This window comes from Paenibacillus sp. 01T443 (assembly GCF_056398325.1).
Window position 1 is genome coordinate 954,952 of sequence record NZ_JBFTPE010000008.1, and the last position, 26,858, is coordinate 981,809.

Annotated in this window: 23 protein-coding genes and 3 pseudogenes; 3 read left to right on the plus strand and 23 right to left on the minus strand. The window is 47.7% G+C overall.

All coding sequences use genetic code 11. The features are described 5' to 3' along the window. Positions 1-136: 136 nt before the first annotated feature. The 9 genes and pseudogenes from AC1DLI_RS17980 to AC1DLI_RS18020 all read right to left on the minus strand — a co-directional run. The gene (locus tag AC1DLI_RS17980; protein ID WP_477604859.1) at positions 137-664 is read right to left on the minus strand and encodes an HAD family hydrolase; all 528 of its coding nucleotides are present in this window, start codon (positions 662-664) and stop codon (positions 137-139) included. Positions 665-687: 23 nt separating this feature from the next. After that, positions 688-1,698 (minus strand): LacI family DNA-binding transcriptional regulator, encoded by a 1,011-nt coding sequence (locus AC1DLI_RS17985; protein ID WP_477604861.1) that lies wholly within the window; start codon positions 1,696-1,698, stop codon positions 688-690. A 110-nt stretch (positions 1,699-1,808) separates the two neighbouring features. Then, complete coding sequence (gene iolB / locus AC1DLI_RS17990) at positions 1,809-2,624, minus strand: 5-deoxy-glucuronate isomerase (RefSeq protein ID WP_477604863.1); 816 nt, start codon at positions 2,622-2,624, stop codon at positions 1,809-1,811. A gap of 4 nt (positions 2,625-2,628) precedes the next feature. After that, positions 2,629-3,660 carry an inositol 2-dehydrogenase gene (gene iolG, locus AC1DLI_RS17995; protein WP_477604865.1) on the minus strand — a complete coding sequence of 344 codons (1,032 nt, stop codon included), beginning with the start codon at positions 3,658-3,660 and terminating at the stop codon, positions 2,629-2,631. Between the two features lie 101 nt (positions 3,661-3,761). Then, the gene (locus AC1DLI_RS18000) at positions 3,762-5,207 is read right to left on the minus strand and encodes a CoA-acylating methylmalonate-semialdehyde dehydrogenase (RefSeq protein WP_477604867.1); all 1,446 of its coding nucleotides are present in this window, start codon (positions 5,205-5,207) and stop codon (positions 3,762-3,764) included. 53 nt (positions 5,208-5,260) lie between these two features. After that, positions 5,261-6,271, minus strand: a complete 1,011-nt coding sequence (gene iolC, locus AC1DLI_RS18005) for a 5-dehydro-2-deoxygluconokinase (RefSeq protein ID WP_477605083.1) — start codon at positions 6,269-6,271, stop codon at positions 5,261-5,263. A 1-nt stretch (position 6,272) separates the two neighbouring features. After that, the gene (gene iolE, locus AC1DLI_RS18010) at positions 6,273-7,184 is read right to left on the minus strand and encodes a myo-inosose-2 dehydratase (protein WP_477604869.1); all 912 of its coding nucleotides are present in this window, start codon (positions 7,182-7,184) and stop codon (positions 6,273-6,275) included. Between the two features lie 12 nt (positions 7,185-7,196). Then, positions 7,197-9,062, minus strand: coding sequence for a 3D-(3,5/4)-trihydroxycyclohexane-1,2-dione acylhydrolase (decyclizing) (iolD, locus tag AC1DLI_RS18015; RefSeq protein WP_477604871.1), 1,866 nt, complete (start codon positions 9,060-9,062; stop codon positions 7,197-7,199). Positions 9,063-9,351: 289 nt separating this feature from the next. Further along, positions 9,352-9,475, minus strand: a pseudogene (locus tag AC1DLI_RS18020) (sigma factor-like helix-turn-helix DNA-binding protein); the annotation flags it as partial. A gap of 109 nt (positions 9,476-9,584) precedes the next feature. Between AC1DLI_RS18020 and AC1DLI_RS18025 the strand changes: the two are divergent. Together AC1DLI_RS18025 and AC1DLI_RS18030 are read left to right on the plus strand one after the other, a co-directional pair. Next, positions 9,585-10,067: a DUF2975 domain-containing protein gene (locus AC1DLI_RS18025; protein WP_477604873.1), complete on the plus strand. Its 483-nt coding sequence runs from the start codon at positions 9,585-9,587 to the stop codon at positions 10,065-10,067. 10 nt (positions 10,068-10,077) lie between these two features. Continuing rightward, complete coding sequence (locus tag AC1DLI_RS18030) at positions 10,078-10,299, plus strand: helix-turn-helix domain-containing protein (protein ID WP_308995655.1); 222 nt, start codon at positions 10,078-10,080, stop codon at positions 10,297-10,299. 508 nt (positions 10,300-10,807) lie between these two features. On the opposite strand, the gene AC1DLI_RS18035 is transcribed toward AC1DLI_RS18030, so the two are convergent. Both AC1DLI_RS18035 and AC1DLI_RS18040 read right to left on the minus strand, forming a co-directional pair. Further along, positions 10,808-12,493: an alpha-L-rhamnosidase-related protein gene (locus AC1DLI_RS18035; protein ID WP_477604875.1), complete on the minus strand. Its 1,686-nt coding sequence runs from the start codon at positions 12,491-12,493 to the stop codon at positions 10,808-10,810. Between the two features lie 139 nt (positions 12,494-12,632). Then, a pseudogene (locus tag AC1DLI_RS18040) lies at positions 12,633-13,669 on the minus strand (glycoside hydrolase family 88/105 protein). Between the two features lie 170 nt (positions 13,670-13,839). Between AC1DLI_RS18040 and AC1DLI_RS18045 the strand changes: the two are divergent. Beyond that, positions 13,840-14,736 carry a helix-turn-helix transcriptional regulator gene (locus AC1DLI_RS18045; RefSeq protein WP_477604877.1) on the plus strand — a complete coding sequence of 299 codons (897 nt, stop codon included), beginning with the start codon at positions 13,840-13,842 and terminating at the stop codon, positions 14,734-14,736. 147 nt (positions 14,737-14,883) lie between these two features. Here the strand turns inward: AC1DLI_RS18045 and AC1DLI_RS18050 are convergent, their stop codons facing one another. The 12 genes and pseudogenes from AC1DLI_RS18050 to AC1DLI_RS18105 all read right to left on the minus strand — a co-directional run bounded on the left by AC1DLI_RS18050 (position 14,884) and on the right by AC1DLI_RS18105 (position 26,810). Next, the gene (locus AC1DLI_RS18050; RefSeq protein ID WP_477604879.1) at positions 14,884-16,047 is read right to left on the minus strand and encodes a glucose-1-phosphate adenylyltransferase; all 1,164 of its coding nucleotides are present in this window, start codon (positions 16,045-16,047) and stop codon (positions 14,884-14,886) included. A 454-nt stretch (positions 16,048-16,501) separates the two neighbouring features. After that, positions 16,502-17,284 carry a class I SAM-dependent methyltransferase gene (locus tag AC1DLI_RS18055; protein WP_477604881.1) on the minus strand — a complete coding sequence of 261 codons (783 nt, stop codon included), beginning with the start codon at positions 17,282-17,284 and terminating at the stop codon, positions 16,502-16,504. Position 17,285: 1 nt separating this feature from the next. After that, positions 17,286-17,813 (minus strand): DUF1572 family protein, encoded by a 528-nt coding sequence (locus tag AC1DLI_RS18060; RefSeq protein WP_477604883.1) that lies wholly within the window; start codon positions 17,811-17,813, stop codon positions 17,286-17,288. Between the two features lie 222 nt (positions 17,814-18,035). Beyond that, positions 18,036-19,301: pseudogene (gene ltrA, locus AC1DLI_RS18065) on the minus strand (group II intron reverse transcriptase/maturase). A gap of 605 nt (positions 19,302-19,906) precedes the next feature. Beyond that, positions 19,907-20,413, minus strand: coding sequence for an N-acetyltransferase family protein (locus tag AC1DLI_RS18070; protein WP_477604885.1), 507 nt, complete (start codon positions 20,411-20,413; stop codon positions 19,907-19,909). 113 nt (positions 20,414-20,526) lie between these two features. After that, positions 20,527-20,961: a VOC family protein gene (locus AC1DLI_RS18075; RefSeq protein ID WP_308995647.1), complete on the minus strand. Its 435-nt coding sequence runs from the start codon at positions 20,959-20,961 to the stop codon at positions 20,527-20,529. 201 nt (positions 20,962-21,162) lie between these two features. Continuing rightward, a complete protein-coding gene (locus tag AC1DLI_RS18080; RefSeq protein WP_308995646.1) occupies positions 21,163-21,915 on the minus strand; it encodes an amino acid ABC transporter ATP-binding protein in 753 nt (250 codons plus the stop codon). A gap of 14 nt (positions 21,916-21,929) precedes the next feature. After that, the gene (locus tag AC1DLI_RS18085; RefSeq protein WP_477604888.1) at positions 21,930-22,598 is read right to left on the minus strand and encodes an amino acid ABC transporter permease; all 669 of its coding nucleotides are present in this window, start codon (positions 22,596-22,598) and stop codon (positions 21,930-21,932) included. A 52-nt stretch (positions 22,599-22,650) separates the two neighbouring features. Further along, the gene (locus AC1DLI_RS18090; RefSeq protein WP_477604890.1) at positions 22,651-23,493 is read right to left on the minus strand and encodes an amino acid ABC transporter substrate-binding protein; all 843 of its coding nucleotides are present in this window, start codon (positions 23,491-23,493) and stop codon (positions 22,651-22,653) included. 448 nt (positions 23,494-23,941) lie between these two features. Continuing rightward, positions 23,942-25,105, minus strand: a complete 1,164-nt coding sequence (locus AC1DLI_RS18095; RefSeq protein WP_477604892.1) for a trans-sulfuration enzyme family protein — start codon at positions 25,103-25,105, stop codon at positions 23,942-23,944. Further along, positions 25,102-25,929, minus strand: a complete 828-nt coding sequence (locus AC1DLI_RS18100) for a carbohydrate ABC transporter permease (protein ID WP_477604894.1) — start codon at positions 25,927-25,929, stop codon at positions 25,102-25,104. The genes AC1DLI_RS18095 and AC1DLI_RS18100 overlap by 4 nt, the downstream gene beginning before the upstream one ends. Further along, on the minus strand, positions 25,929-26,810 hold the full coding sequence (locus tag AC1DLI_RS18105) for a carbohydrate ABC transporter permease (RefSeq protein WP_477604896.1): 882 nt from the start codon (positions 26,808-26,810) through the stop codon (positions 25,929-25,931). Before AC1DLI_RS18105 ends, AC1DLI_RS18100 begins: the two co-directional genes overlap by 1 nt. Positions 26,811-26,858 lie beyond the last annotated feature (48 nt).

Sequence of the window (26,858 nt, forward strand, 5' to 3'; positions counted from 1 at the left end):
CTGTTAACTTTTTTATTCGATGCTCCTGATGAACGAATCCGGATCGCCTGCGGCAAACAGAGGAATAGCCCTTCAGGCAGCCTGAAGGGCTATTCTTCACTTTATATGGATAAGACCGATAGCTTCGTTGCGTTTATTAGGAAAGCTCGGCGTTCAGCCGCTCTATCAGCTCCACCAGCTCCAGCGGTTCGCGCACCGTATGAGTTGGAAGCTCCGACTCGTCTGCAGGCGTGTGCGGGTAGCGAGTCGTCCAGCTTTGGAATATGCTCGTAATGCCCAGCGCATTGGCGCCCTTCATGTCGCGGCTCAGATTGTTGCCGATCATGACAATTCGCGGGAAATCCGCCTCGGACAGATCCAAAGCGCCTACGGCAGCTTTGAACATACGGGGACTTGGTTTGCTTGCTTTCACGGTTTCGGAATAAATCATGGTCGTAAAATAATCGTAAAGCCCGTGCTGCTTAAACACGTTCTTGAACGATTGCGCGTCGCCGTCAGCGACCAACGCAAGTGTATATCCTTTGTCGAACAACGTTTTCACCATGACGTCTGCGCCCGGAATCAGCTCTGCGCGCAGGACGATTCCCTCATCGTCCCTTACTTCCGTTGATTCATCGATAATAGTGTCGCCGCTGTCCAGAAATACAATCAATCTCTTCTCCATATGTTAATCAACCTTTACTCCGATTAGTTTGCCGGCGTGCTTGTCGATTCCCTGACAATCAGCTTCGGCTGCATAACGATCCTTTGCTTGATTTCATCCGTATTCTCCACGCTGCGGATCAGTAAATCGAATGCCAGCTTAACCATTTGGTCCATCGGCTGGGCGATCGTCGTAAGCTCCGGATTCGTCACGGTAGAGAGAATCGTATCATCAAAGCCGATAATCGACAGCTGCTCGGGTACTCGTACCCCTGCTTCCTTGGCGGCTTGCAATGCACCGATCGCTAGCAAATCGTTACAGCAAAATATCGCCGATGGACGGTTTTCCCCTTGAATTAGTGCCGCGGCCGCCCGTTTTCCATCTCTAATGCTGGAATCGCACGAAATAATGCCCGCTTCGTCTAGGGCAATTCCCGCCTCGAACAACGCGAATCGAAAACCGCGGATCCGCTCGAAGCTGCTGGTTACCTTGAAATTTTCAGACAACACCGCTATCTGGCGGTGGCCTCTGCCAAGCAAATGCTCTGCGGCAAGTGTCCCGCCCTTGAAGTCGTCCGTCAGCACGCTGTGAACCGGCATCGCGACGGCTTCCCTTGCGATCATGACGATAGACAGCGATTTTTCCGCTAGCTGACTCAAAATTTCTGTATTTTCCACGCCGGTCCCTATCAAAATGCCGTCTACGCTTTTTTGCTCCAAAAGCCGAATATATTTCTCTACCCTGTCATCTTTGTTGTCCGTACTGCAGACGATGACGCTATACCCTTCGGAATGAGCCAAATCCTCTACAGAACGGGCAATCTCTGAGAAAAAGGGGTTGGATACATCGGGAATGAGCAGCCCGATTGTGTACGTCTTCTTGCCCATCAAGGCCGAAGCGATCACGCTCGGTTGGTACTGCAGACGTTCCATTACCTTAAATATTTCATCGCGCTTTTTTTTGCTTACTTTTCCCTTGCCGTTTATGGTGTTGGAGACGGTCGCGATGGAAACGCCCGCCTCCTTGGCAATATCATATATCGTGGTCGATTTCATACCCAACCTCATTATCGTCGGATGTTAAGGACAGGCAAAAAGCCCCCCTTACCCGGATATTATCCGATTTATCCGTTCGAATTGCAAACAATTTGCAAACAAAAAGAAGATTACGGCTGCTGCCTTGTCGCAATCCATGCATGATCCGGATCGTTATGGAACTTCCAGTTACGGTTCGGCCCCGCCATAACGTTGAGATAGTAGACCTGATAGCCCGGAGGCGCCGAAACGGGATGATACCCTTGCGGAACAAGCACTGCTTCGCCGTCTGCGACCGCCAAAGTCTCATTCAGCGAGCGATCATCCGTATAGACGCGTTGGATGGCGAAGCCCTGCTCAGGCTTCACATGGTAATAATAAGTTTCCTCCAGCAGCGACTCCTCGGGAAGCGCGTCGCGATCATGCTTGTGGGGCGGATAGCTGGACCAATGTCCTTCCGGCGTAAACACTTCCACGACAAGCAGGGTGTCAGCAGGCTCTTGCTCGGGCAAAATATTGTGAATAAACCGCTGCGTTGTTCCCGCTCCCCTTTCTTCGACGCCGACGTCTCCCGGCGCGATCAGGCGCGCAGGATGATTGCCTTTGCCAGGTGCTTCACATACAGCCAGCTCCACTTTCGTAAGCGCCTCAACCTCGTACTTGTCGTCATTCGGAACGTAGACAGAATAAGGCGGCGTCTGCTCGAAGACGTTCATTCTTTGACCGATATTCATCCATGAGGATTTATCCGTCGTCACGTTAGCCAATCCGCTGAGCAGCACCAAGCATACTTCGTTGTCCGCGGTTACTCGGCTTAACTTTTCCCCCGGATTCAATTGGTAAACTTCGAAACCGACATAACTCCAGCCTGCCGATTCCGGAGTAATCGAAATTATAGGAGTAAGTCCCGAAGGTTGACACTCCGGTCTCACAATCAGTTTGCTCATTCGATCACACCTCCGCTTTCAATTCCTTAAGCTCCGACAGCTTCACGCTGCGGTTGTCGCGCAGCGACAGCTTTGCAGCCAACGCGATTCTCTCTGCCTGGCAGGCATCTGCTCCGCTGACCGAAACATCCCCGCCTTGAAGCAAAACATTGATAAACTGCTCGGTCTCTTCGATATAAGCCGAATTGTAGCGCTCCAGGAAGAAATGAAGCGGCTTTTCACTGATGACACCTTCTTCCGTGCTGAGCACGGCCGTATTAGGATGATCGTTCGTTGCTGCTACGGAGCCCTTCGACCCAAATACTTCAGCCCGTTGGTCATAACCATAAACCGCTTTGCGGCTGCAATCAATAACGCCAAGCGCGCCGTTTGCGAAACGGAGCGTTACAATCGCGGTATCGACGTCGCCGTGTTTGCCGAATACCGGATCAATAAGCACGCTGCCTTGTGCGTATACTTCTTCTACCTCGCTACCCGAGAGGAAGCGAGCCATGTCGAAATCATGGATCATCATATCCATGAAGATGCCGCCCGACACTTTAATGTAAGCTTCCTGCGGAGGTTCGGGATCTCGGGAAGTAATCTTGATCAGATGCGTTTCGCCGATAGCTCCAGCTTGTACATGCTCGCGGATCCGCTTGAAATTATGATCGAAACGGCGGTTGAAGCCTACTTGGAGCTGGACTCCTGCCTTGCGAACCTCTTCCAGCGCTTCCTCCGTCTGCCTGATGTCCATGCTAACCGGTTTTTCGCAAAAAATATGCTTGCCATGCTGCGCCGCACGCTTAATGAGCGGAACATGCGTATCCGTTGAAGAGCAAATGAAAACGGCGTCTATATCCGGATTCGCCAGCAGCTCGTCGCTGTCGTTCGTAACGATGGGAATACCTCTTTCCAGCGCCCACTTTGCCAGCTCTGGACCGCCAAACAGATCGCTGATCGCAACGATTTCCGCTTGCGGGTGTCTTCTTAAATTGTCGGCATGGATTTTGCCGATTCGACCTGCTCCGATAATACCGATTTTGATTTTCTTCATACTCGTCCGCCTTTCTATTGTTCCGAGCTGCTGAATAGCCGCATTTTGTCGCGGACAGCAGCCTCGATCGCTTCGCGTGCCGGATGCAAATAATGCTGCGATTACCAGCGAGCGGTTACCATTTTTTTGCGGGTATAGAACTCTACGCCGTCCGTGCCGTTGGCATGAAGGTCGCCGTAGAACGATTTTTTCCAGCCCGAGAACGGGAAAAATGCCATTGGAGCAGGTACGCCCAGGTTAACGCCAAGCATGCCTGCATCAATCGTCTCGCGGAACTGCCGTACGCTGCTGCCATTGCTTGTGAACAGGCAAGCGCCGTTTGCGAATTCCGAACGGTTTGCGATAGCAATCGCCTCTTCCAGCGTTTCTGCTCTCATGACGGAGAGGACGGGAGCGAAGATCTCATCTTTCCAAATTTTCATCTCGCAGCTAACTTGATCGAAAATAGTCGGTCCTACAAAATAACCGGTATTTTCAACGGCAGCGTCTTTGCGGCCATCACGCACGAGCAAGCCGCCTTCGGTCTCGCCAGACTCGATATAGCCGATCGTTCTTTCCTTATGCGGCTTGCGAATAACAGGACCCAGGAACGTTCCTTCTTCCAGTCCGTTGCCGATCGTAATGTTGTCCGCTGCTTCGGACAATCTTCGTACCAGCTCATCGCCAACTTCGCCGACTGCAATGACCACGGCGCAGGCCATGCAGCGCTCACCCGCCGAACCAAATGCCGCGCTGACGATTTCTTTAACCGTGAGCTTAAGATCCGCGTCTGGCATTACGATAGAATGGTTTTTGGCGCCGGCTAGCGCTTGAACGCGTTTGCCGTAAGAAGTGCCCGTTTTGTATACATATTCGGCAACCGGTTGTGAGCCGACGAAAGAAATAGCCTGAACGTTCGGATGCTTCAAAATACCGTTAACCACATCATGCGCCCCGTGGACGACATTGAGCACGCCAGCAGGCAATCCCGCATCGTGGAATAGCTCGGCAAGGCGGTTAGCCAGCAGCGGCGTACGCTCCGAAGGCTTCAAGACGAAGGTGTTGCCGCAAGCAATCGCGAGCGGAAACATCCAGCAAGGAACCATCATCGGAAAGTTGAATGGCGAGATGCCTCCAACGACGCCGATCGGATAGCGGAACATCCCGGATTCCAAATTTGTTGCGATATCTGGCAGCTGCTTGCCCATCATAAGCGCCGGTGCGCCTGCTGCGAATTCGACGCATTCGATGCCGCGAAGCACTTCACCGTGCGCTTCGGCATAGCTTTTACCATTCTCTGTCGTAATGAGGCGCGCAAGCTCTTCCCAATGGTCAACAAGCAGCTGTTGGTATTTAAACAATACGCGGGCACGTTTTGGAACCGGCGTCCTGCTCCAGGTATCGAATGCATTTCTTGCCGTTTGAACGGCCGCGTCCACGTCTGCTTCGGAAGAGAGCGGAACTTGCGCTAAAATTTCCTCAGTTGCAGGATTATATACATTGTCGTACTGTTCGGCAGAGGCCTCGACCCATTGTCCGCCAATCCAGTTTTTAAGAGTAGTCGTCATGTTAATCCCTCGTTTCTTCAAGTTGTAAGTTTGTAAGGTATGAATCCGGAAACCTAACTTGCAGTAATTTCACCACGATTGCAGCGTTCGATGTAATCCTTGACTTGTTCTACCGTTGGCATCGCATCCGAGCAGCTATGACTGGAGATGACGATACATGCCGCTGCACTTCCGAACTCCATGCTCTTCTCAAGCGTCAATCCCGACATGACTCCGTAAATGAAGCCAGCCGCGTAGGAATCTCCTGCCCCGAAGGTTTTGACGACTTTGGCCGGGTACGATTTCGCTCGATGCTCCAAACCGTCCGTCGTATAGGCGATCGAACCTTCTTTGCCGTGCTTGATAATGACGATTTTAGCGAAATGGTTGAACCATTTGGAAGCGGTGAACCGGTCGCTGTGTTCCACGTTTTGCTCGAACCGCTCCATGCTGTCAAACTCTTCACGCGTTCCAACGATAATGTCGCTTTTTTCCGCCGCCAAGTTGTAATATACGGCTGTTTCTTCGGGAGACACCCAGGAATAAGGGCGGAAATCGATATCGAAAATGACGGTGGTGCCGTGCTTGCGGGCATAATCCAGTGCCAGAAGCACTGCCTCTCGTGAAGGACTTGCCGCCAGCGCCGTACCGGAAACGAGCAGCGCTTTGCTGTCCGCGATGAGCGACTCACTCACTTCCAGCGGATTCAGCAGCAAATCGGCAGCGTTATCCCGGTACATGAGGATGCTGCATTCCGACGGGCTTTTGATCTCGGTAAAAGCAAGGCCCGTAACGGCCCCTGTCTTGTCAGTCACGACACTGCTTGTGTCGATACCCTCATTGTCGAGATAATTTCGGATAAATCTGCCCATCTGATCGTCCGCGATTTTGCCGATGAACGCCGTTTTGTTGCCCAGCCGGCTCATCCCGATTGCGATATTCGCCGGTGAACCGCCTACGTATTTCGTAAACGTCATTGTCTGCTCCATCGGTCGGTTAATCTCGTTGGCATTGAGATCGATGCATAGACGGCCAATTGCCGTAAAATCAAACTTCCTATCGGAAGGGAAAGAAATGGTAGACAACTTACTCACTCTCCTTCTCACCTTTTAAGGAGCCAAGGTACTCGATAGCTCTAGCCGCATACTCGCGTGCTGGATGCTCGCCCGGATCCTGCTCTCCCTCTAGCAAAGCCCAGCCGTCGTATTTCCGATCAAGAAGCTCATTCAAGATCGGACGGAAATCTATATTCCCGTCTCCTGGAACGGTAAACACGCCGTTGCGGATGCATGTGACAAAATCGACACCCAACGCTTTCGCTTCCTTAAGCCGATTTACGCGCACATCCTTCAGATGAATATAAGCGACTCGGTCATAATGCTTGCGCAGCAGCTCTGCTGGCTCCGCACCGCCGTACAACGCATGGCCTGAATCAAACAGCAGGAACACGGCTTCTGGATCGGTCAATGCCATCAGCTTGTCGATTTCCTCCGGACTTTCGACCGCTGTTCCGCCATGATGGTGGTACGCCAGCTTCAACCCGTATTCCAGCGCGATTTTACCAGCGGCATTTAAGCCTTCGGCCAAGCTCTCCCAGCCGGCTTCGTCCAGACGGATCACTTCGGTCTCGTTCGGTGTACGACGGGGATCAAAATGCAGCGATCCTCCAACTTCGCAGGTACTGATGACCTTACTTCCCATCTGCTGCAAAAACTCGGCATGCTTGCGGAAAGCTTCCAGCTCCGATTCACGGTAAGCGGGATCGGAGAACAGCACCGATTTCCATTGAGAGACGAGCTGAATGTTTCGTTTCGAAAGCTCCTGCTTAAGCAATTCGATATTGGTCGGAAACTTTCTGCCCATCTCCGTACCGGTCAAGCCGAGTGCTTGAATGTCGTCCATAATTTGTTCGTAAGTCGTATGCTCGCCATGCTCCTTTACGTCTTCGCCGACCCAATTGATCGGATGAATTCCTAATTGAAAAGGAAACAACGCCATCTTTTTCGCCTCCTAGTAGGCTTTTGCCTGTGCCAGTTTTTTGTTCATTTCGTCATGCGCAGCAACGACCTTCGTACTCTCCGATACGGCCGGGACACCAACGTTCCACCACGATTCATAGCCGTCCGTATTTGTTCCGGCTAGAACGGGAATTTCGATTAGCGTCGTGCGCGTTTCCGCCTTCGCTCGCTTCAGCGCTTGGCGTAGTTCCTCCGCATTAGACGCTTTGTACGAAGCAAGACCCAGACTGCGGGCATGAGCCGCAAAGTCGATTGGCAGTGGTTGGCCGGTATAACGGCCAGTATCAGACTCGCGATAGCGAAATTCATTGCCAAAGCCGTCGCTGCCATGGCCGCGCTGCAGATTATGGATGCATTGATAGCCGTGATTATCGAACAACAATACCGTCAGTTTTCTTCCTTCCTGCAAGCTCGTCACCAGCTCTGAGTGAAGCATCAAATAGCTTCCATCTCCTACGAGGGCATAAACTTCCCGTTCGGGCTCAGCCAGCGCAGCGCCAAACGCGCCGCTCACCTCATATCCCATACAGGAGAATCCGTACTCCATGTGATAGCCACCCGGCGAGCCAACCCGCCACAACCGTTGAAGATCGCCCGGCAGGCTGCCTGCTGCGCAGACGATTACGGCATCTTCATCAATCGTTTCATTGATGACGCCGAGTGCCTGTGTTTGGGCAAAGCCATCTTCCCGCTCCAACGTATACAGCCGGTCAATTTCAGCATTCCACTCCATATTGACATCAGCAATCTCGCCGTCTTTATAGCCGGATGCATATCCCGCTTCCGCAAGCCCTTCCGCCAACATACGGATAGCTTCCTTCGCATCCCCTGCCAATGCCGTGCCTTCCAGCTTTGCCGCATCCATGCGGTTGATGTTAATATTCAGAAATTGGACATCCTGATGTGGGAAGGCTGACTTGGAGGACGTCGTAAAATCGGAGTACCGCGTCCCTACGCCAATGATCAGATCTGCTTCTTTGGCCAGCTTGTTTGCAGCCAATCCGCCGGTTACGCCAATGCCCCCGACGTTCAACGGATGATTCCAAGGCAAAGAGCCTTTGCCCGCTTGCGTCTCGGCGACTGGAATGCCGAATTTTTCGGCGAATGCAGCTAGTGCCTCCGTCGCGAAGGAATATTGAACGCCTCCACCTGCTACGATAAGCGGTTTGCGCTTCGTGGCAACGAGCTCGACCGCTCGTTTTACCGCATCAGTCGAAGGCTGCTGGCGATCCACGACATGTACCCGCTTCTCAAAGAAGGATACCGGGTAATCATAAGCTTCCGCCTGCACATCCTGTGGTAAGGCAAGCGTCACCGTTCCGGTATCTGCCGGATCCGTCAACACCCGCATCGCTTGAAGCGCAGCGCTCATTAATTGCTCAGGACGCACGATGCGATCCCAATACTTGCTTACCGGCTTGAAGCAGTCAGTCGCCGAAATCGTATAATCATGTCCGGCTTCCAATTGCTGAAGCACTGGATCAGGCTGTCTGGATGCAAAATTGTCTCCCGGAAGAAGCAGCAGCGGGATACGGTTAACCGTCGCCGTTCCGGCTGCGGTTACCATATTCAAAGCCCCGGGACCAATCGATGTCGTACAAGCGTAGATACTTGTGCGGTTCAATTGCTTGGCATACGCGGTCGCCGCGTGCGCCATTCCTTGTTCATTTTTGCCTTGCACGAAAACTAGGTTGCCCGGGCTTCTTTCCAAAGCTTCGCCGATTCCCGTCACGTTTCCGTGGCCGAAAATGCCCATTACCCCTGCTACGAACTTCGTCTTTACACCATCAATGGAAATGTACTGTTGATCGAGAAATTTCAATAAGGCCTGTGCCATTGTTAACCGGATTGTACTCATAGTATCCTCCTCGATTACTAGGTTAAGCGCTTTTTATGTCACCGCTTACTTAACAAGAATAACTTATAATAAAACAATAGGTAAAGCGCTTAATCTAAATAATACATATATACGCTGCGCAAATCAATCATAATTTTAAGGATAAAATTTCATACATGGATATTTCCGGTCTTCGACCTCCACTAAAAATAAAAAACCACTTCCTAAGAAGTGGTTTGCAGGCTGATGTAATGTCTCGACAGCCTGAAGCTTAGATCTATCTATGTTCAATTCTCTTTTTTTCTTCACCTTAAAAACTCATGATAAGCTTCATCAGCGCTCTTTTCTCAACCCGCGACACATAACTCCGCGAAATCCCTAGCTCCTTCGCAATCTCCTAGCCTAAAGCGGCCGATCACGACTTCCTTCTCCCTGTTGCATGTACAAGACAATAATAATGCATTGCATAACAATCAAAAAATATTGTAAAACGATAAATTTTGTGTTAAAGTCAATTCAACAATAACAAGTGAGGTGCTTTTTATGAAACGTGGAACGACACTCTTTTTAAAGATATCTGTTATTCTTATTGGAATCCCAGTTCTTGCTTTGTGCATATTTGTGGTGCCTGAGATAGGGAACTTTGCAGCAGAATTGTATCCAGATAGTGCTTATTTGAAATATCTCTTTTTTATTGATTTCTATGCAGCGGCGATCCCTTTTTACTTTGCTCTGTATCAAGCTTTTAAACTTTTGAGCTATATTGACAAGAACGAAGCTTTCTCAGAATTATCTGTACGAGCTTTAAAGAATATAAAACACTATGCAATCACAATCAGCAGCTTATTTGTGTTAGGCATGCCGCTCTTCTATCTCATAGCGGAGAAAGACGATGCCCCAGGTTTCATAGTGATCGGACTGGTCTTGATTTTTGCCTCCGTGGTGATTGCCGTTTTTGCTGCCGTTCTCCAAAGGCTTTTAAAAGAGGCTATTGATATAAAATCAGAAAATGACTTAATAGTCTGAGGTGAATAACATGGCGATAATAATCAATATTGATGTGATGTTGGCTAAAAGAAAAATGAGCGTAACAGAGCTTTCGGACAGGGTTGGAATCACGATGGCTAATCTTTCTATATTGAAAAACGGAAAGGCAAAAGCGATTCGATTATCCACTTTAGAGGCGATTTGTAAGGCTTTAGATTGTCAGCCTGGAGATATTTTAGAATACAAAAGTGACGAGACAATCAAGGAATAAATGAACAATCGACCGTATTGAACTAAACGGGAGACGTTAGTTTAATAAACCAGCGGCAGTCTAGGACTTGATATGCTCCCATTTACAGTAGACAGGTGAAATAATAAAACCTGCTACTGTGAGAGGAGCTTTTTTCATGTCTAGAGGAAAATATAATGCTTAGGAGAAACTCATTATTCTCGAAGAAGTATCAAGCGGGAAAATTGGTTTTCTGGCCGCAGCGAAGAAATATAGGATTAATAAAACGACTCTGATGAAATGGCAGCGTCAAGTGCCTATCATATTATCATTAATACAGGTTAGAAATGTTTAGTTTCACTTGTTAAAAAATTCGGAGCAGTCTACGTTGTCAAGTCTAGCAACGGATCGAAGGCATAACCTTCATTATAATAGATCGGCTTCGTTTGGTAACCGCAAATTTATTGCTCGATTACGCAAAAAAAATGAAACTCCATAAAGGAAGTTCCATTTTTTGAAAAGAAAAGTTATATTTGAATCCATTAAGCTTTTAATCGATTACCTGAACCCCTGACGGTACCTGATATTCCGTTCGTACGCTTCCGTCTTTCTCCCGCTCGTGCCTGACATGAATGATGCCGTGCGGCGTCGGGTACTTACCCTCAACCCAATTCAAATCATGTAAATTCGGCTTGATCCTCACCTTGCGAAAGCCCGGCTCCACCGGAGTAATGCCGAGCACGTACTCCGACAGCCAAGCGGTAGGGCCGGATGCCCAACCGTGGCATAAACTATGGCGATATCCCTTGTAGCAATAACCGCCATATGTACCGTGCACATCGATTTTCCCAGGTGGCGTCAGTTCATCGATTCGTGATGCATTGTCCATCCAAGCGATGTCGAAGTCTTCCCAGAACGTCGTCGCACCGAGCTCCAACATGCCTCCCCAATAAGCTCGGATACTGTCTAAGCAACCGGCGATGTCGCCGGCTTCCGCCCGGGCACGGAGCATATAGTAGCCATAAAATGTCGAATAGCCTTTCGGGGCGTTCGGTGCAATGACCTCGCGGTTCGATTCAGAAAGATCCAACAGTCCGGCAAGCCCTTGCAGCGCTGCTGCTTGCTTGCTGAAAGCATGATGAGGCGCAATTTCGCGCAGCCGACGTTCGAGAGACTCGCAGAGCTTGACAATCTCATCCTCGCCGAGCAGCCGGCAGAGCCGCGCGCCTGCCTGCATCGCAAGCACAAAAAGCGCATGAACACCGGCCGTAACGCCGGCCGGATTGGATGATGCCGGCCAATCCAAGAACGGTCGATACACATCGATCGTTCCATCCGGCATTACTTTTACCGCCAACTCACGAAGCAGCCCCGTCAAGTATGTGCGTTGTTCCTGCAAATACCCCTCGTTACCGTGCTGCATGTACCAATCATGTTGAACGAGCAGCCACCAAATCGAGTAGGTCGGCATGTCCATAAACATGGGCAACGGGGAACGATCTCTCTTGAAATCCAGACTGGACGGCACAATCTCGTGTTCGCCAAAAACGGCGCTGATTGTGGCGACTTCGGGATGCATGTCGCCAGTCCATACCATCCGGTCACGCTTGATCCCGTCCCACAGGTAATCCTGCATATTCAGATGAACCGTATAGGCGCCCGTCTCCCATATCTGATTCAGCAGCGAATCGCTGCTTCTAAAACTACCCTTGTACTCGATATCCCGGTACAGGAACACGGCTTGTACGCTCTGCAGCTCAAGCGTGCCTTCATCTAATAGATCGATCCGCGCAAAACGAAATCCCGTCGTACCGAACTCGGTTGTCCCGAGGAGTCCGACGTCCACGATACTGTCGCGTGCCACATGGTCATTGGTCGCATTGCTCAGACCTCCCAGATCACTCATCGCTTCCATGGCGGATTCGCCTAATCGGACACGTACCCTAACGTTCCTCGACGGGAAGCGTCCTTCAACAACCGATATTCTAATACCTCCATGCAGCTCCATTCCGAAGTCCAGCAGTATGCCCGGCGCTTCCCCTTTATGGCTAAGAATGCATGCGTTTGGCGCTTCTTTCGTCACCTGGCCGCCGTTCGAGCAAAGCAGTCCTTCCGGATTGATCACCTCAGAGTCTGCTCCAGAATTTGTGGTCCACAGAAGACGCGTAGGCTCGAGATAAGCTCTGGTTCGCGGATCGATAACGAGACCTCTATCCTTCAGCGTTTTCATACTCATACCGATATCCCCTTTCAATCGTTCTTCAATTTGAAGCGCATGAAATGCAGGTTGAAAAATGGAGGCATCGATTGATGCCTCCATCCGTTGTTGATTATTTTTTGGCCGCTTGCTTGTAGCAACAGCCGTAGTCGCCTACTTATATTTTACTGACAACTTCCTTATTTTGAAGAAGAGCTACCAGAAAAGCCAAAGTCAATCCTTGACCCCATCCTTGTACTCTCTTCTTGGAAATCACCTTGTAGTCATCTGCAGAATACATCACCGCCGTACCTGCGGATACATTCCGGCTGAACCGTCTTCATCGTTGTTAGCTAAGATGCCTTCATAAGCTTTGGCCATATAATTCTGATGCAGCGGATGTGCATAAGATACCAGTGAAGCAGCAATACCGGCGGAAGCTGAGGTTTCTTCATAGGAAGTTTCATCATTCAAGACCGTACGCCACAGTCCGTTCGGTGATTGCAGCCTGACCAGAGCGCTTAATTGATCACCGAGAGCCCCTCCAATCTGCATCCACATAGGCATAAAGGGATTCAGCATTTTATAGGCCTGCGCCATCGTATACGCGGCCCATGCATTGGCTCTGCCCCAGTAAATAGCGGACAAATGATCTTGCTTGACATTATCCCATGCGTGATAGAACAAATTCGTCTTCGTGTCCTGTAGGTATTCTTCATGCCAGTAAAATTGATTGAGTGCATCGTCGATGTATTCCTTTTTGTCAAGCTTAAATCCAAGCCGCAGCAGGAAATAGGCGGCCATAAACAACGTATCCGCCCAAGCTTGCTCAGGAAAGTCATTTTCAGAGGATACCGTATGCTGGAACACGCCTTCTCCGAATCGGATGGCGTCTTTTCGCAAATATTCGGCTTTCAAAAGCGCCAAATCAAGGTACTTGGAGTCGCCTGTGGCTTCATGCAGGGTCAGCATCGTATGCCCCATGGCACAAGCGTTGACCATCATAGGCGGCAGCCCAAGCTCCAGGTACTCGTCCACCCATTTGACCAGAAAATCGATGTACTCTTGATTTCCCGTCACTTCCCACGCTTTGCAAATCCCGTAATAAGCCACTCCGCAGGACCAGTTCCAAGTGAAATCCATATTCATTGTTTTGCGGACTACCCGGTCTATAAGCTCTTTCACTTCGCTTTCGTCGTATTCAAATTTTCGCATATTTATTCCTCCGTATACTCTGCACGATGAAACTTATAGTTTCATTATTCTGTGACAAAAATGATTCTCTTGCTCCAAGATTATCATGAAAATAGGAATGATTTCTCCGCATTTATGCACAAATATACCTTAAACACCGTATATATTGATATAATAGGTGTTCGAAGTTTATGAGAAAGGAGCCCTCCATGACCGTTCAATCACTCCCTGGCAAGCTTAGCTTAGGCTCAATAAGCGATCCGTTGTGGATCGAATTCGACCGGAGAATCGGCCATTATTCAATGAATCAAACCCACTACCATATGGCGTATGAAATTTATTATCTGTTTCGCGGGGAAAGGAACTACTTTATCACAGACTCCTTCTATCATGTCCACGCGGGTGATATGGTGCTCATCGACTCTAACGCCGTTCACAAAACGTCCGAGCGGAGCGAACCCAATCATGAACGGATCGTTTTACATTTTGCTCAATCATTCTTTAAGGAATATTCGCAGGAGGATAGGGATCTACTGCTTGCCCCATTCGCCGAAGCCCAACCGCTCGTCAGGCTGAACCTTAAAGAACGGATGCATGTGGAAGAGCTCCTTGGCTCTCTGCTAGGCGAACTAAGTGAACGCCCTCCAGGGTATCAACTGCACATCCGGAACATGGCTATTGAATTGCTGCTGTTCACAGCTCGCCATATTCTGAAACGCAAGGCTCTGCCGGATGTTGAGCTTACTCCGATCCAGCGGAAGGTAACGGATATTATCCGACACATAAATCTGCATTACAAGGAGCCTCTTCATCTGGACATGCTTGCCAAGCAGTTTTTTATTAGCAAGGGCCACCTGTGCCGCGTCTTCAAGGAAGTCACCGGCTTCGGTTTTACCCAGTACATCAACATCACCCGGGTAAAAGAGGCCGAACTCCTCCTGCGAGAAACGGACTGGAGTGTAACTCAGGTGTCAGAACACTGCGGATTTGAGAACTTTTCACACTTTGGAAAAGTATTTAAAATGCTGTCAGGCCTCTCACCGCGCGCCTATCGGAAACTAGAGCATTCCAAAAATGAGTTCATTTAGTCGTTGTTAAGCATTGAATCATGAACATTGCCAGGCGTAACAATGGACGAAAAAATGGCTGTCGAGGTTCCTCGACAGCCTGAGTTAGAACATGATTCTCTCATGTTCAAGCTTTTATAGACGGATAAACTTTTTTCACCAACCCATTTAAGCAATAATAATGTCAAGAACAGCAGAAGAGTCGGCTGATATGAATTCGTCCTTTCCGATCACGGTAATTTCTCCGTTTGGATTACCTATAACTGCCCCGTCTTCTATCACACTTCCTTCGCCAAGAATAGCTTTATAGATTTGGACATTGCGTCCGATTTTGACGTCCGGCATAATGATGCTTTCCCGGATTTCGCATCCTGGCCCGATATGTACACCGCTAAATACGACCGATCTTACTAACTCTCCTTCAATTATACTATCAGGATTAATCAACGACTTATGAGATTCTGCAGCCTTGTAGAGATTTGTTGACGATGGTTGAAGACGCTTATTTGTGTACATCGGCCATTTTCCGTCATCAAGAACGATCTCACCGCCGAGCACCTCCATATGTGCCTCCCAAAGGCTCTCCACCGTGCCCACATCACGCCAGTATCCCTGGAAAGGATAAGCATACACATTCGACCCTGCCGACAGCATCTGAGGGATGAGGTCCTTTCCGAAGTCATGAGAAGAAAGCTCATTCTCAGCATCCTGGAGCAAATAACGCTTTAGGAACGACCATCGGAATATGTAAATGCCCATTGAAGCAAGATTGCTTTCAGGCTGGGATGGCTTTTCGATAAAGTTAGTTACTTTATACGAATCGTCTACATTCATAATGCCGAATTGATGTGCGTCTTTCCACGGAACCTGCTTTACCGAGATCGTAGCTTCTGCTCCGCTTTCCTCATGGAACTGAATCATAGCGTTATAATCCATCTTATAAATATGATCCCCAGAGAGCAATAGTACGTGCTCCGGATTATTCCGCTGTATGTAATCCAAATTTTTGTAGATAGCATCAGCCGTTCCCGTATAGAGGCCATTAGCCTGACGACTGGCATCAAGAAGCGTAATTTCGGTTTCTTTGTCATTCAAACAAAATCCACCGTCTTTAATATGCGTATGCAAGGTCTCCGCCTTGTACTGGGTCAATACCCCAATCGTGTCGATTCCTGAATTCAAACAATTGCTGAGCGGAAAATCAATAATACGATATTGGCCACCGAATGGCACCGCCGGCTTAGCGAGCTTCTGGGTTAGCGGAGCAAGCCGCTTTCCTTCCCCACCTGCAAGTAACATAGCAATACATTTCTTCTGTGTTATACGGATCATCTCCTCTATTGGTGTTGTATACTCTCCTAAGCCAAAAAGAGTAACTCAAAAAATAGTACCAGATGATCGTTACGAAGCATGTCATAAGCTGGTGTAACAAAAAAATACTTATCGACAAAATCAAAGGAGGAAAAAAAATCGGAAATAACCCCTATTATAACTCCATTATTCGGAACATTTGCTACGGAATTGCGACATATCCGCGATTTCAGTTGTAGTTGTCACTCGGCCTCGTGTCATTTTCAAATATCTTGTTTATTATCTTCGACATACTTATTTCGACAGTATCTTCAGGACTTTTGTGGTAGCCCCTGTGTCAGAATAGTTGTCGTACCCTAATGCAACGAATTATACCGCCCAACAATGAGTCCGTAAGTCAGATCGCAAGGGATAACTGACTATCTGATACGACGCTGTATAAGTGGAAATAGGCAGCTAGAGCGAAAAAAATCGCTTACTTTAGATTTTTTTTGGCATGAAACAGTACAACAGCTTGAGGTTTAATAAGATTTCCACCATGTTCTTCAATCGCTTCTTTAATTTCCCCAAACAATTCAAATCGCACATGTTCGGAAATTAGTCTATGTCTGGAATTAGTGTTTAATAAAGAGATATATTCATTAGCTGTATAGATGTGATTACAAATGTATTGCTTTACTTTTAATTCCTTAAATAACCCATCCTTTAGTGTTAAAACTGACCTTTCATCAATAATTTGTTCAATGGTTGGATTTTTTGAATCATCTAGTTGAGGTGCATATCTCTTATAACTTTCCCGAATTCGATTAGAGACATCATCAAAAGACGGGATATGGACGGTCCAAAAGAATGCTATAGAGCCTTCCTCGCCGAGCAGGTCGAAGACCTTGCGATAGCCAACTTCTTGTGGCTGAATAAAATGAAAAGCTGTACCGGATATAGCCAGGTCAAAGTTACTCTTTTCACTCTGCCACGTTTCAAATGGGGAATTGATTATGTTAACATTGGGTCTGTTTTTAAATTTTTCACGAGTAAGTTCCGCTAAATTTTGACCTAATTCAATACAAGTCACATTATCAAACCCTAAATCTACGAAACCTATCGTTGCCAGACCTGTGCCACTGCCGATTTCAAGTATGGAATCGCCTTCCTTGATAGCCGTGAACTCCAAGATGTCAGTAAACAACTGTTCCGGATAACTAGGTCTGTACTTATCGTATTCCCTTGCAATTTCATTAAAAGTGTTTTTTCTTTCCATCTCAAAAACCTCCCATATTTACTTCGTATTGCCACACAAGCTGACCCTTTCTGATTTTTGCTGCATAGATAATCTGCCCTGTATGATAATGGACTTCTCTCACCATCGCTATCATAAGATTAAGAGCTGTCGTCTCGTTATTTACTTGGCTATATGTAAGAGGCGGTAAATTAAGAAAGGGTTGTGACATCAATAACTCCGGGCTTGATTTGAGACGTTCAAGATATTTAATAATAATATCAAAAGCATCCCTGGTCATTATTATGGCTTGTTCCTTTGACATTTCTAGACCTTTTTCAAATTCCTTCTCTCTATCTCTTGTGTCGGGAATATCTAAGAGGATTGTTTCAATTCGAGAGTGTACCGCACCTCTAATGTGTGCAACTAAATTTGCAATACTGTTACTTTCCACTGTTGGGGATGAAGTAATGTCTTCTTCGGACAATTGTTCAAGTGCTTGAAGAGTCCATTTTTTTTCCGACCTAAACTTAACCAACATACTTTCAATTAACTCAAAGGCGATATCCATTGGCAGCCCCCCAACAACTCAGTTTGTGTATAATTTTACCAAACATACGTTCTCAGTACAATGGAAATTAACAATCACTATCACTGCGTTATCCTTCCCGTTAGCCCAACGCCCAGCAGTACATTTGTACAATAACCTATATTTTGTGAAGTATCGAGTAGGAGGAGGCGGCTAGCCCCCGTCCTCTCACACCACCGTACGTACCGTTCGGTATACGGCGGTTCATGAAATATTCCGTATCGAGTTATATCTGTCCGCTAAGCTTTTCAATCCATGGGATTCCCAATAGCGATTATTGAGTGCCCTGCTCAATATCGGACTTCCTGCAACTCGCCAGTACCCTTTTCGGGTATTTCCCCATTCAAAGGCTTTATCATTAGGCATGCCTAATGATATAAGCCGTTTGACTTTGGTTTTCGGTTTCTTCCATTGCTTCCAAAGACACATTCTTAGCCTTCTTCGAATCCATTTGTCCATATTCAGAAAGACACTTGGCGTGTCTGCCAGCGAGAAGTATCCGCACCAACCAATTAGGTATTGGTTCAGCTCTTTGATTCGCTCTTCCATCTTCATCGCCCTTCATCGAGAGGTTATCTCCCGAATCCTGGCTTCTGCTTTCTGTAAGGGTTGTTTTGCAATCCTTATCTTAAGCAGCCCTTTCCTCATACTGAAACTAAATCCTAGAAACTTTCGCTTCCATGGTTGATCTACCGCGCTCTTCGCTTGGTTTACCTTTAGCTTTAGTCTTCTCTCGATGAATTGGGAAACGGATGCTTTAACTCGTTCGCCTGCTCTTTGGGTCTTTACGTAGATGTTGCAATCGTCCGCATAGCGGACGAAGCGATGTCCACGTTTCTCCAATTCTTTGTCCAACTCATCTAGGACGATATTGGATAATAACGGACTGAGAGGTCCGCCTTGTGGCGCCCCTTCATTCGTCGGTTTAACCAAACCGTCCTCCATCACGCCCGATTGCAGGTACTTGCGGATAAGCAGGAGGACTTTCTTATCCTTCACTCTCTCCGAAATCTTTAACATAAGGCGATCATGGTTAACACGGTCAAAGAATTTCTCCAAATCCAGATCGACAACGACTCCATATCCTTCTTTAATGAATTCTCTTGCTTTCCTCACGGCATCATGTCCGCGCCTTTTAGGCCGAAACCCATAGCTATGTTCGGAAAATTGTGGATCAAACAATGGTGTTAACACCTGTGCGATTGCTTGCTGGAGCATTCGGTCTGTGACGGTAGGTATACCTAACATTCTGACGCCTCCGCCATTTGGTTTCGGGATTTCGACCCGACGTACGGGGCTAGGCTGGTAGGTTCCTTCTTCTATCTCTTTGCGTATCATCATCCAGTTTTGTACGATGTGTCCGCGTAATGATTTTACCGACATTCCATCTACGCCGTGGCTTCCTTTATTTGCTTCCACACGTTTTAATGCTTCTAAAAGGTTCCCCCGCGACAGTAACTGCTCCAGCATTTCTACAACTCCTTACGTGATTCGTACCTTCCTCTTGTACCAGAAATGAATTCTGCCCTGTCGAAGCTCTCGCGCGGAATTCACCGCTTCCTTCCTCGGTCAGGTCCTTTCGGATTTTCTGCTTTCATCACTCATCCTGAACGCCTTGATGTACAAATACCTATTTCATGTTCAGCCCTTCCGGGAGCTGTTGCAACAGCTTCCGTACTATGACCTCTGCTGACTTCTGTACGTTCAGCCTACTTTCACAAGCAGGATTACGAAGTTACTTCGCGTTCCGTACAGATCTCCCCAGGTAAGAACGCTATCTTCCTCTCCATCTATCTGCTTCATTTACTCTCGTACGCCTTCGGCAGTAAGGACTTTGGTTTGTACAGCAACCTCATCCAACGTACATTAGCCTAATATGAAGTTCGTGTTCCTCAGACCGGAGATTTGCCGCCGGCTTCCTTCAGATTCCACCTCACGGTGGACACCCTTGCCTTGAGCTATGGCTACTACTGCCTTCACCATTCGGGACTTGAACCCTAGAGATAGCGCCCACGCTGGGCGCACTGTAAAAAGGAGCTGCCTCGGCAGCTCCTTCATCGTTTGTCTAGAGTTCTTCATTGAATTTTTAGAACCATATAATCCTCATCAAAATACTGCCCTTTATACTTTAAGGCGTTTTGTTCCACACCGTATACCTTAAACCCTATGGAGGTGTAAAGTTTTTTTGCAGCGTGGTTTTCAGAAATGACTGCTAAGTTTATTTGCTCTAGTCCATCACATACTTTTGCCTTCCTACCTAGTTCAAGCATTAGGGATTTCCCTACCCCTTGCCCTCTTCCTTCAGGTGCTACATACATCCCAAAAACATTACCTTTATGAGAAGTTTTTAGACCATTCTCCCGAACAAATCCAACGATTCCAACGAGCGAACTATTATCATCAAAAGCCCCAAGAACAAACTTGTCTTTGGTAGGTTTTATTCGCTCTATTACAGTCTCCAGTGAAAATTTTTCTTCTCTCTCATACGTTGAGCCAAAAGCCTCAGGATTGTTTTTCAGGGCATTTAATCGCAGATCCTGATACAATCTAGCATCTTGCTCAACCAAAACTCGAATAATCATTAAGTTTCCCTCTTTTTCTTTATTAACCAACAATAATCTTCAGTATTTTGATTATCATTTAGCCATTTTCGCAATTCTTGTTGAGTGTAAACTTGTACTATTTAATCTATTACTCACCCTTGAATTCTGGAATTCAGTATCTCTAAATAGTGGGAATTGTACATAATACCCAGCACGTTACCAAATGGATCAGTGACGGAAGCCGTGATGAATCCCTCCCCACGATGTACGAGCGGTTCGTACTCTTCCGCTCCCATGGCCTTCAAATTGCTAAGTGCAGCTTCTATATCATCAACATGCCAATACATGATGGCACCACCGGGGCCAGCCGTTCCACGCGGAGGAGCAAAACGGCGATCGATCAGACCCAGTTCGTGCTGGTAGTCACCAAGGCGAAACTCGGCATAGACTAGTTGACCATCTGGTCCTGAGCGTTCAAAGTAAGGGGCACTGCCAAGCAGCTCTGAATACCACGCCTTTGCCGCCTCCATATCATCCGCCCAATAACTGATAGTCGCAAATCCTCGTAATGTTTGTAATTTGCTCATATTCAATTTCCTCCTAAGATCATTTTAGTACTGGTTTCTATTACGATTATAAGCAACCGTTACTGACAAGGGTATGTCAGTGTTTCTGTTTTTTTTTAAGATCATTCCGATTCAGATTGAGGAAACCATCTTTACAATATCAACCGTTAAAAAGGGGATGCTGCCAGCTCGGCAGCATCCCCTCCATCGTATGTTCTTCTACTAGATTTCATAACTCGCTAATCGATTTAAAAATTGAATGGCACGTGCGCTCTGAGGATTTTCCAAAACTTTCTCCGGCGGCCCTTCTTCAATAATAACTCCGTCAACCATAAGAATGACGCGATCTGCTACATCCGCTGCGAACTTCATCTCGTGAGTGACGATTATCATCGTCATCCCGTCCGCAGCAAGCTGCTTAATAACCTTGAGCACCTCGCCAACCAATTCAGGATCCAGCGCCGATGTCGGCTCATCGAACAGCAGCACCTCGGGATCAGTAGCCATTGCTCTGGCAATGCCAATCCGCTGTTGTTGTCCGCCTGACAATTGATGCGGGTAAAACTCCGCCTTATCGGCCAAGCCAACCTTAGCCAGCAGCTCTGCGGCGCGTTGCCGAGAGTCTGACTTGCTCTTCTTCTGCACAGTCACTTGCGCTTCCATAATATTCTCAATAGCTGTTTTATGCGGAAAAAGGTTAAACGACTGGAACACCATACCCGTTTGCTTGCGTAGGGCTACGGCTTCCTTCTCCCGAACTTTCTTCCCCGCCTCAAAATCCAACGTTTGCTTACCGACCGTTAATATGCCTCGATCAGGCACTTCTAGAAGATTGAAGCATCGAAGCAGCGTCGTCTTGCCGGAACCTGAGGGGCCTATTATCGCGAGCACTTTGCCCCTCTCCAACGTCATATCAATTCCCTTCAGAACTTCCAATGATCCGAAGGATTTATGCAAATTGCGAATTTCGATCATCTATACTCTCTCCCTTAGCTTGCGGAATACCGCGCCAATCGTTTCTCGGTAACATTCTGCAGCCACGACAGTACAGAGCAGAACAAAAGATAGATGGCCCCAGCGGCGCAATAAATCAGAAGAGGCTCGTACTTAGCTGCGTTAATTTGTTGCGCTACACGGAACATCTCCACATAAGTAATAGTAGCTGCCAGAGACGTATCCTTTACTAGACTAATGAACGAGCTGCCCAGAGGCGGAATCGACACGCGAGCCGCCTGCGGTAAAATGACTCGCCGAAGCGCCTGCCACCTCGTCATACCTAGTGAATATGCTGCCTCCCATTGGCCTTTCTGGATCGACTGAATCGCTGCACGTACGATCTCGGAGCCGTAGGCGCCTACGCTAAGCGTGAAGCCGATGACAGATGCAGTAAACGGATCTAATATAATTCCCACGTAAGGAAGACCATAGAAGATAATAAACAATTGGACAAGCAGCGGTGTTCCGCGAATGATCCATACATAGAAGCGTGCAACAAGCCGTAGTACTCTTATGGTGGATAGTCTTGCAAGAGCAGTAGCAACAGCTAAAATGAGACCAAGAGTAAATGAAACTAAAGCTAGCGGAATCGTAAAAAGTACCCCTGCTTTAAGCAGGGGCAGCAGTGAATCTATAAGAATCTCTATTTGACGATCAGTCATATTATAAGCATCCTTTACGCCTGTGGGCTGTTAGTCAGCATGGCAGCATTCATTATTTGGAGACGTCTGCTCCAAAATATTTCTCGGAGATTTTTAAGTAAGTACCATCGCTCTTCATCTCAGCAAGCGCGCCGTTTACCGCCTCAATCAAAGCTTCATTTCCTTTTCTGAAAAGAGCGGCGTTCTTGGCTGCATCCGGTGCTTCAGCAACAATTTTAAGCGGCAGGTCAGGCTTTTGTTTCTTTAAATCCAAGAAAGAAATTCCGTCATTTACGGTAGCATCGATACGCCCCGAAGCAAGCAGATCGATCGCTTGGTTGAAACCATCCGTCGTTACAATCTCTGCCCCATTCTCGCGAGCAATATCAGCGAGGTTGCTTGTTAACGATTGTCCTGCTTTTTTGCCTTTCAGGTCCGCGAACGTTTTAATATCCGTGTTATCTTCAGCAACGATCAATACTGCTTTGGAAACGATATAATCATCAGAGAAATCATATTTCTCTTTCCGTTCATCCGTAATGCCCACTTGGTTGAAAATAGTATCAAAGCGCTCAGCATCAAGGCCAGCGATAATGGAATCCCACGAAGTTTCAATGAATTCAGCCTTCAAGCCAAGCCGCTTAGTAATCTCTTCTGCGATCTCGACATCGAAGCCGGTGAGCTTGCCTGACTCATCATGAAATGTAAATGGCGCGTATGTGCCCTCCGTACCGATACGGAGCTTGCCGCTCGCTTTAATCGCATCCCAAGCCGCTTGCCCCGGTGCTGCCTCCGCAGTTGGGCTTACCGCTGGCTCCTGAGTGCCCCCATTGCTATTGTCTTTTTTGGCGCCGCAAGCTGCCAGAAGCAATACGGTAAGAACTATCAATAGTGTTAGTGTGCTTAATCTCTTCATGTTATTACCCCTCGCTATTCTTGTCTGTAATGTATGGACATGTTGACTACATGAATATTATAACGCAGGTGGTTCTGTGTCAACCCTTTTATCCTAGTATTCTTATAAGATTTATATATTTAAAAGATTTATAATGATAAAATCATTATAACCATGTACAAAAAGGCATAACCTTATTTTTAAAAAAGCGTTGTCCTATAAGCCTTTTAGGGTTTAATTTCGCCGTTAAAATGCACTACGCCTCCAAATCTCTCATAAGCCCCTTTCAATCAGACGTATATTAACATAGATTTGTTCCATTGTGCACGCAAAAAACATTTACACACCTCTGCCCGTTTGCTTAATAAAATGAGCAGGCCACCGCAGTGCCTGCTCATCCCATTATGATATTCAACTATAGCTACCTCAAAAAAGCCGCTGTTGATGCTAGAGTGAGCCTATACTGTTTCTATCCTTTCACTTGCTCCCAAGCCTGTTCGATATCCGCAACGAGCTCCCGCGGATCTTCTATGCCGACATACAATCTGACGATCGCGACCGGCGCATCTCCGGCTTCCTCGTCACTCATATGGCGATTAACCGTTACCAGGCTTTCAAATCCGCCCCAGCTTACACCGATTTTGAAATACTTCAGCCGGTTTGCCCATTCCTTCATTCGTTCGGCAGGCTCATTCGACAGAAAGGAGAACAAGCTCCCGGACCCCGACATCTGGCGCTGCCCCAGCTCATACTGCGGGTGGGAGGGCAAGCCCGGATGGTTGACGCGGGAGACAAAGCTTAGCTTTGCGATATGCTCAGCCACATAAAGTCCGCTCTCTTCATGCCGCTGCATGCGCAGCGGCAGCGTCCGAAGGCCTTTCGCTACGAGCGCCGCCGTTTGCGGAGTCATAATGCCGCCAAGCAGCATATACTCATTATTCGCAATCCGATCTACAAGCTCCTTCGAGCCCAGCACGACGCCGCCGATACAATCGCTGTGCCCTCCGATATATTTAGTGATGGAATGCACCACCAGATCAATTCCCATGGTTGTCGGGTTTTGAAAGCATGGTGTCGCCCAAGTATTGTCGATGATCGTAACGGCGCCTATGCTATGGGCCAGCTCCGCGCATTGCTTTAGGTCCTGCAGCTCAAAATACATCGTCGTAGGACTTTCCAAATAGAACAGCTTCGTATTGGGACGCACGGCACTGCGCCACTCTTCATTCGATCTACCGTCGATAAACGAGGTTTCCACACCGAACCGGCTCATATAAGAGCGTAGAAACTCCTTTGTCGGGCCGTACGCCTGATTAACGCAGACGACATGATCGCCTTGTGAGACGACGGACATAATCGCCGAGGAAATGGCAGCCATTCCCGAAGCAAAACATTTGGCGGACTCGGCTTCTTCCAAATCCGCCAGTTTCATCTCCAAATATTGAACCGTCGGATTGTTCCCGCGCGAGTAGATGTGATGGCTTTGCTGCGCTTTCATCGCTTCGTCGAACTGTTCGTAGCTCGGAAAGGCAAACAGGCTGTTCTGATAAATCGGTACATGTATAGCGCCATGATGTCTGGCATCCAGCGGATCATAAGCTGCTTTGGTGAACTTATTCTCTAGTTTGCTCATCCTTTTTCCGCTCCTTGCGTCAAACCTTCCACAATGAATCGTTGTGCGAAAGCAAATAATAAAATTGTTGGAATGATCGATAATACCGCTCCAGCCGACATCGCGCCCCAATCCACGTCAAATTTCAGGATAAATGAGTTCATCGCTACCGGCAGTGTCTTAAGCGCGTCGTTATCGATGAACATGACCGCCAGAAACAGCTCATTCCAGTTTTGAACGAAAGCGAATATAAATGTCGAAGCGATCCCCGGCAGCATGACCGGAATTATGATTCTCACCAATGCCGTCCACCTCGAGCATCCGTCTATCATCGCTGCTTCTTCCAGACTCGACGGGATCCGTTCGAAGAAACCGCGCAGCATGATGGTCGAGAAAGGGATGAGGCCAACGGTGTACATAAGAACGAGCGAAATCCGGTTATTGATTAACCCCATATTGCTCATCATCAAATACAGCGGTGCCAGGGCAACAAAGCCGGGAAGCATTTGCGTTGCAAAGAATGCGAGCATGATTTGCCTATGTCCCCGAAACTTAAAGCGGGCGAGCACATATGCGCTTAATGTAGCGATAACGAGTACGATTACCGCCGAAGTAATGGCTACTAGCAAGCTGTTGCCGATGTAAATGTGGAACTTTGATATTTTGAAAATATGAATGTAATTGTCCAGCGTAAATCGTTCAGGCCAATATTTCAGCGGAAATGAGAATATATCCTTCTGCGGCTTGAGCGATGTGATGACGATCCAATACAGCGGGAAAACCATGACCAGCAAATAGATGGCCAGATAAATGACCTTGGACACTCCAAATAGTCGCAGCTTCATTAGAAATCCCCCGCTTTCTCCGCCTTGGTGACTGATAGGAAGAAGATCGTGTAGAGCAGCAAAATAACGATCATAATGATACCGATGGCAGAGGCCGCTCCGTAATCTCCTGCATAAATGATCTTATCGAGCATCAGAGAAGAGAGAATATGTGTACTGCCTGCAGGTCCCCCGTTCGTCAATCCGTATATAATCGTCGGATCATTAAAAATCCAAATCGCCCTTAGCAGCGTGGTCGCGATGATCGTCGGCATTATATAAGGCAGCGTAACATTCCACAGCTTGCGGAAGCTGCTTGCCCCATCCATAACCGCCGCTTCATAAAGCTCGGAAGGCACGGATTGCAAAGCTGCCAAAAGCATGATGGCGAAGAACGCTACGCCATACCATACGTTGGCGATAATGACGGATGTCATCGCCCAATTCGGGTCCGACAGAAAGCCGATTCGCTCATGGATGATGCCTAGTTGGAGCAAAATGTCGTTAATGACGCCGATCTGAGAGTTGAACATCCACTTCCAAATCATCCCGATCAGGAAACCGGACAACGCCCAAGAATAAAACACGAAGCCTTGATAAATCCCCCGCCCCTTGAACGGCTTCTTGAGCAAAAGCGCAAGCGTAAACCCGAATAAAAATTGAAAAATAAGCGAGAAGAACACCCAGTAGGCGCTGTTCTGCATAGCCATTAAAAATTTAGGATCGTTAAAGGCATTTTTAAAGTTGTCCAGCCCGATGAAGTGGACATTTCTCAAATCAAATAGCTTATAATCCTGGAAAGCCATAACGATCCCTTTGAGGAAGGGGTAATAGGTGAACGCCAGCACAAGCAGTAAGGCGGGAATCAACCCAGATAGAATAAACACCCTTTGTTTTTTCATTTCCGCACCGCCTTTCGTGGATAAAGGATGATGGGCAGCAACTATTTC

Excerpts from the sequence above, each read along its gene's own strand:
- AC1DLI_RS17980 (WP_477604859.1), bottom strand. The coding sequence starts at position 664 with ATGGAGAAGAGATTGATTGTATTTCTGGACAGCGGCGACACTATTATC.
- AC1DLI_RS17985 (WP_477604861.1), bottom strand. The coding sequence starts at position 1,698 with ATGAAATCGACCACGATATATGATATTGCCAAGGAGGCGGGCGTTTCC.
- iolB (WP_477604863.1), bottom strand. The coding sequence starts at position 2,624 with ATGAGCAAACTGATTGTGAGACCGGAGTGTCAACCTTCGGGACTTACT.
- iolG (WP_477604865.1), bottom strand. The coding sequence starts at position 3,660 with ATGAAGAAAATCAAAATCGGTATTATCGGAGCAGGTCGAATCGGCAAA.
- AC1DLI_RS18000 (WP_477604867.1), bottom strand. The coding sequence starts at position 5,207 with ATGACGACTACTCTTAAAAACTGGATTGGCGGACAATGGGTCGAGGCC.
- iolE (WP_477604869.1), bottom strand. The coding sequence starts at position 7,184 with ATGGCGTTGTTTCCTTTTCAATTAGGAATTCATCCGATCAATTGGGTC.
- iolD (WP_477604871.1), bottom strand. The coding sequence starts at position 9,062 with ATGAGTACAATCCGGTTAACAATGGCACAGGCCTTATTGAAATTTCTC.
- AC1DLI_RS18025 (WP_477604873.1), top strand. The coding sequence starts at position 9,585 with ATGAAACGTGGAACGACACTCTTTTTAAAGATATCTGTTATTCTTATT.
- AC1DLI_RS18030 (WP_308995655.1), top strand. The coding sequence starts at position 10,078 with ATGGCGATAATAATCAATATTGATGTGATGTTGGCTAAAAGAAAAATG.
- AC1DLI_RS18035 (WP_477604875.1), bottom strand. The coding sequence starts at position 12,493 with ATGAGTATGAAAACGCTGAAGGATAGAGGTCTCGTTATCGATCCGCGA.
- AC1DLI_RS18045 (WP_477604877.1), top strand. The coding sequence starts at position 13,840 with ATGAGAAAGGAGCCCTCCATGACCGTTCAATCACTCCCTGGCAAGCTT.
- AC1DLI_RS18050 (WP_477604879.1), bottom strand. The coding sequence starts at position 16,047 with ATGATCCGTATAACACAGAAGAAATGTATTGCTATGTTACTTGCAGGT.
- AC1DLI_RS18055 (WP_477604881.1), bottom strand. The coding sequence starts at position 17,284 with ATGGAAAGAAAAAACACTTTTAATGAAATTGCAAGGGAATACGATAAG.
- AC1DLI_RS18060 (WP_477604883.1), bottom strand. The coding sequence starts at position 17,813 with ATGGATATCGCCTTTGAGTTAATTGAAAGTATGTTGGTTAAGTTTAGG.
- AC1DLI_RS18070 (WP_477604885.1), bottom strand. The coding sequence starts at position 20,413 with ATGATTATTCGAGTTTTGGTTGAGCAAGATGCTAGATTGTATCAGGAT.
- AC1DLI_RS18075 (WP_308995647.1), bottom strand. The coding sequence starts at position 20,961 with ATGAGCAAATTACAAACATTACGAGGATTTGCGACTATCAGTTATTGG.
- AC1DLI_RS18080 (WP_308995646.1), bottom strand. The coding sequence starts at position 21,915 with ATGATCGAAATTCGCAATTTGCATAAATCCTTCGGATCATTGGAAGTT.
- AC1DLI_RS18085 (WP_477604888.1), bottom strand. The coding sequence starts at position 22,598 with ATGACTGATCGTCAAATAGAGATTCTTATAGATTCACTGCTGCCCCTG.
- AC1DLI_RS18090 (WP_477604890.1), bottom strand. The coding sequence starts at position 23,493 with ATGAAGAGATTAAGCACACTAACACTATTGATAGTTCTTACCGTATTG.
- AC1DLI_RS18095 (WP_477604892.1), bottom strand. The coding sequence starts at position 25,105 with ATGAGCAAACTAGAGAATAAGTTCACCAAAGCAGCTTATGATCCGCTG.
- AC1DLI_RS18100 (WP_477604894.1), bottom strand. The coding sequence starts at position 25,929 with ATGAAGCTGCGACTATTTGGAGTGTCCAAGGTCATTTATCTGGCCATC.
- AC1DLI_RS18105 (WP_477604896.1), bottom strand. The coding sequence starts at position 26,810 with ATGAAAAAACAAAGGGTGTTTATTCTATCTGGGTTGATTCCCGCCTTA.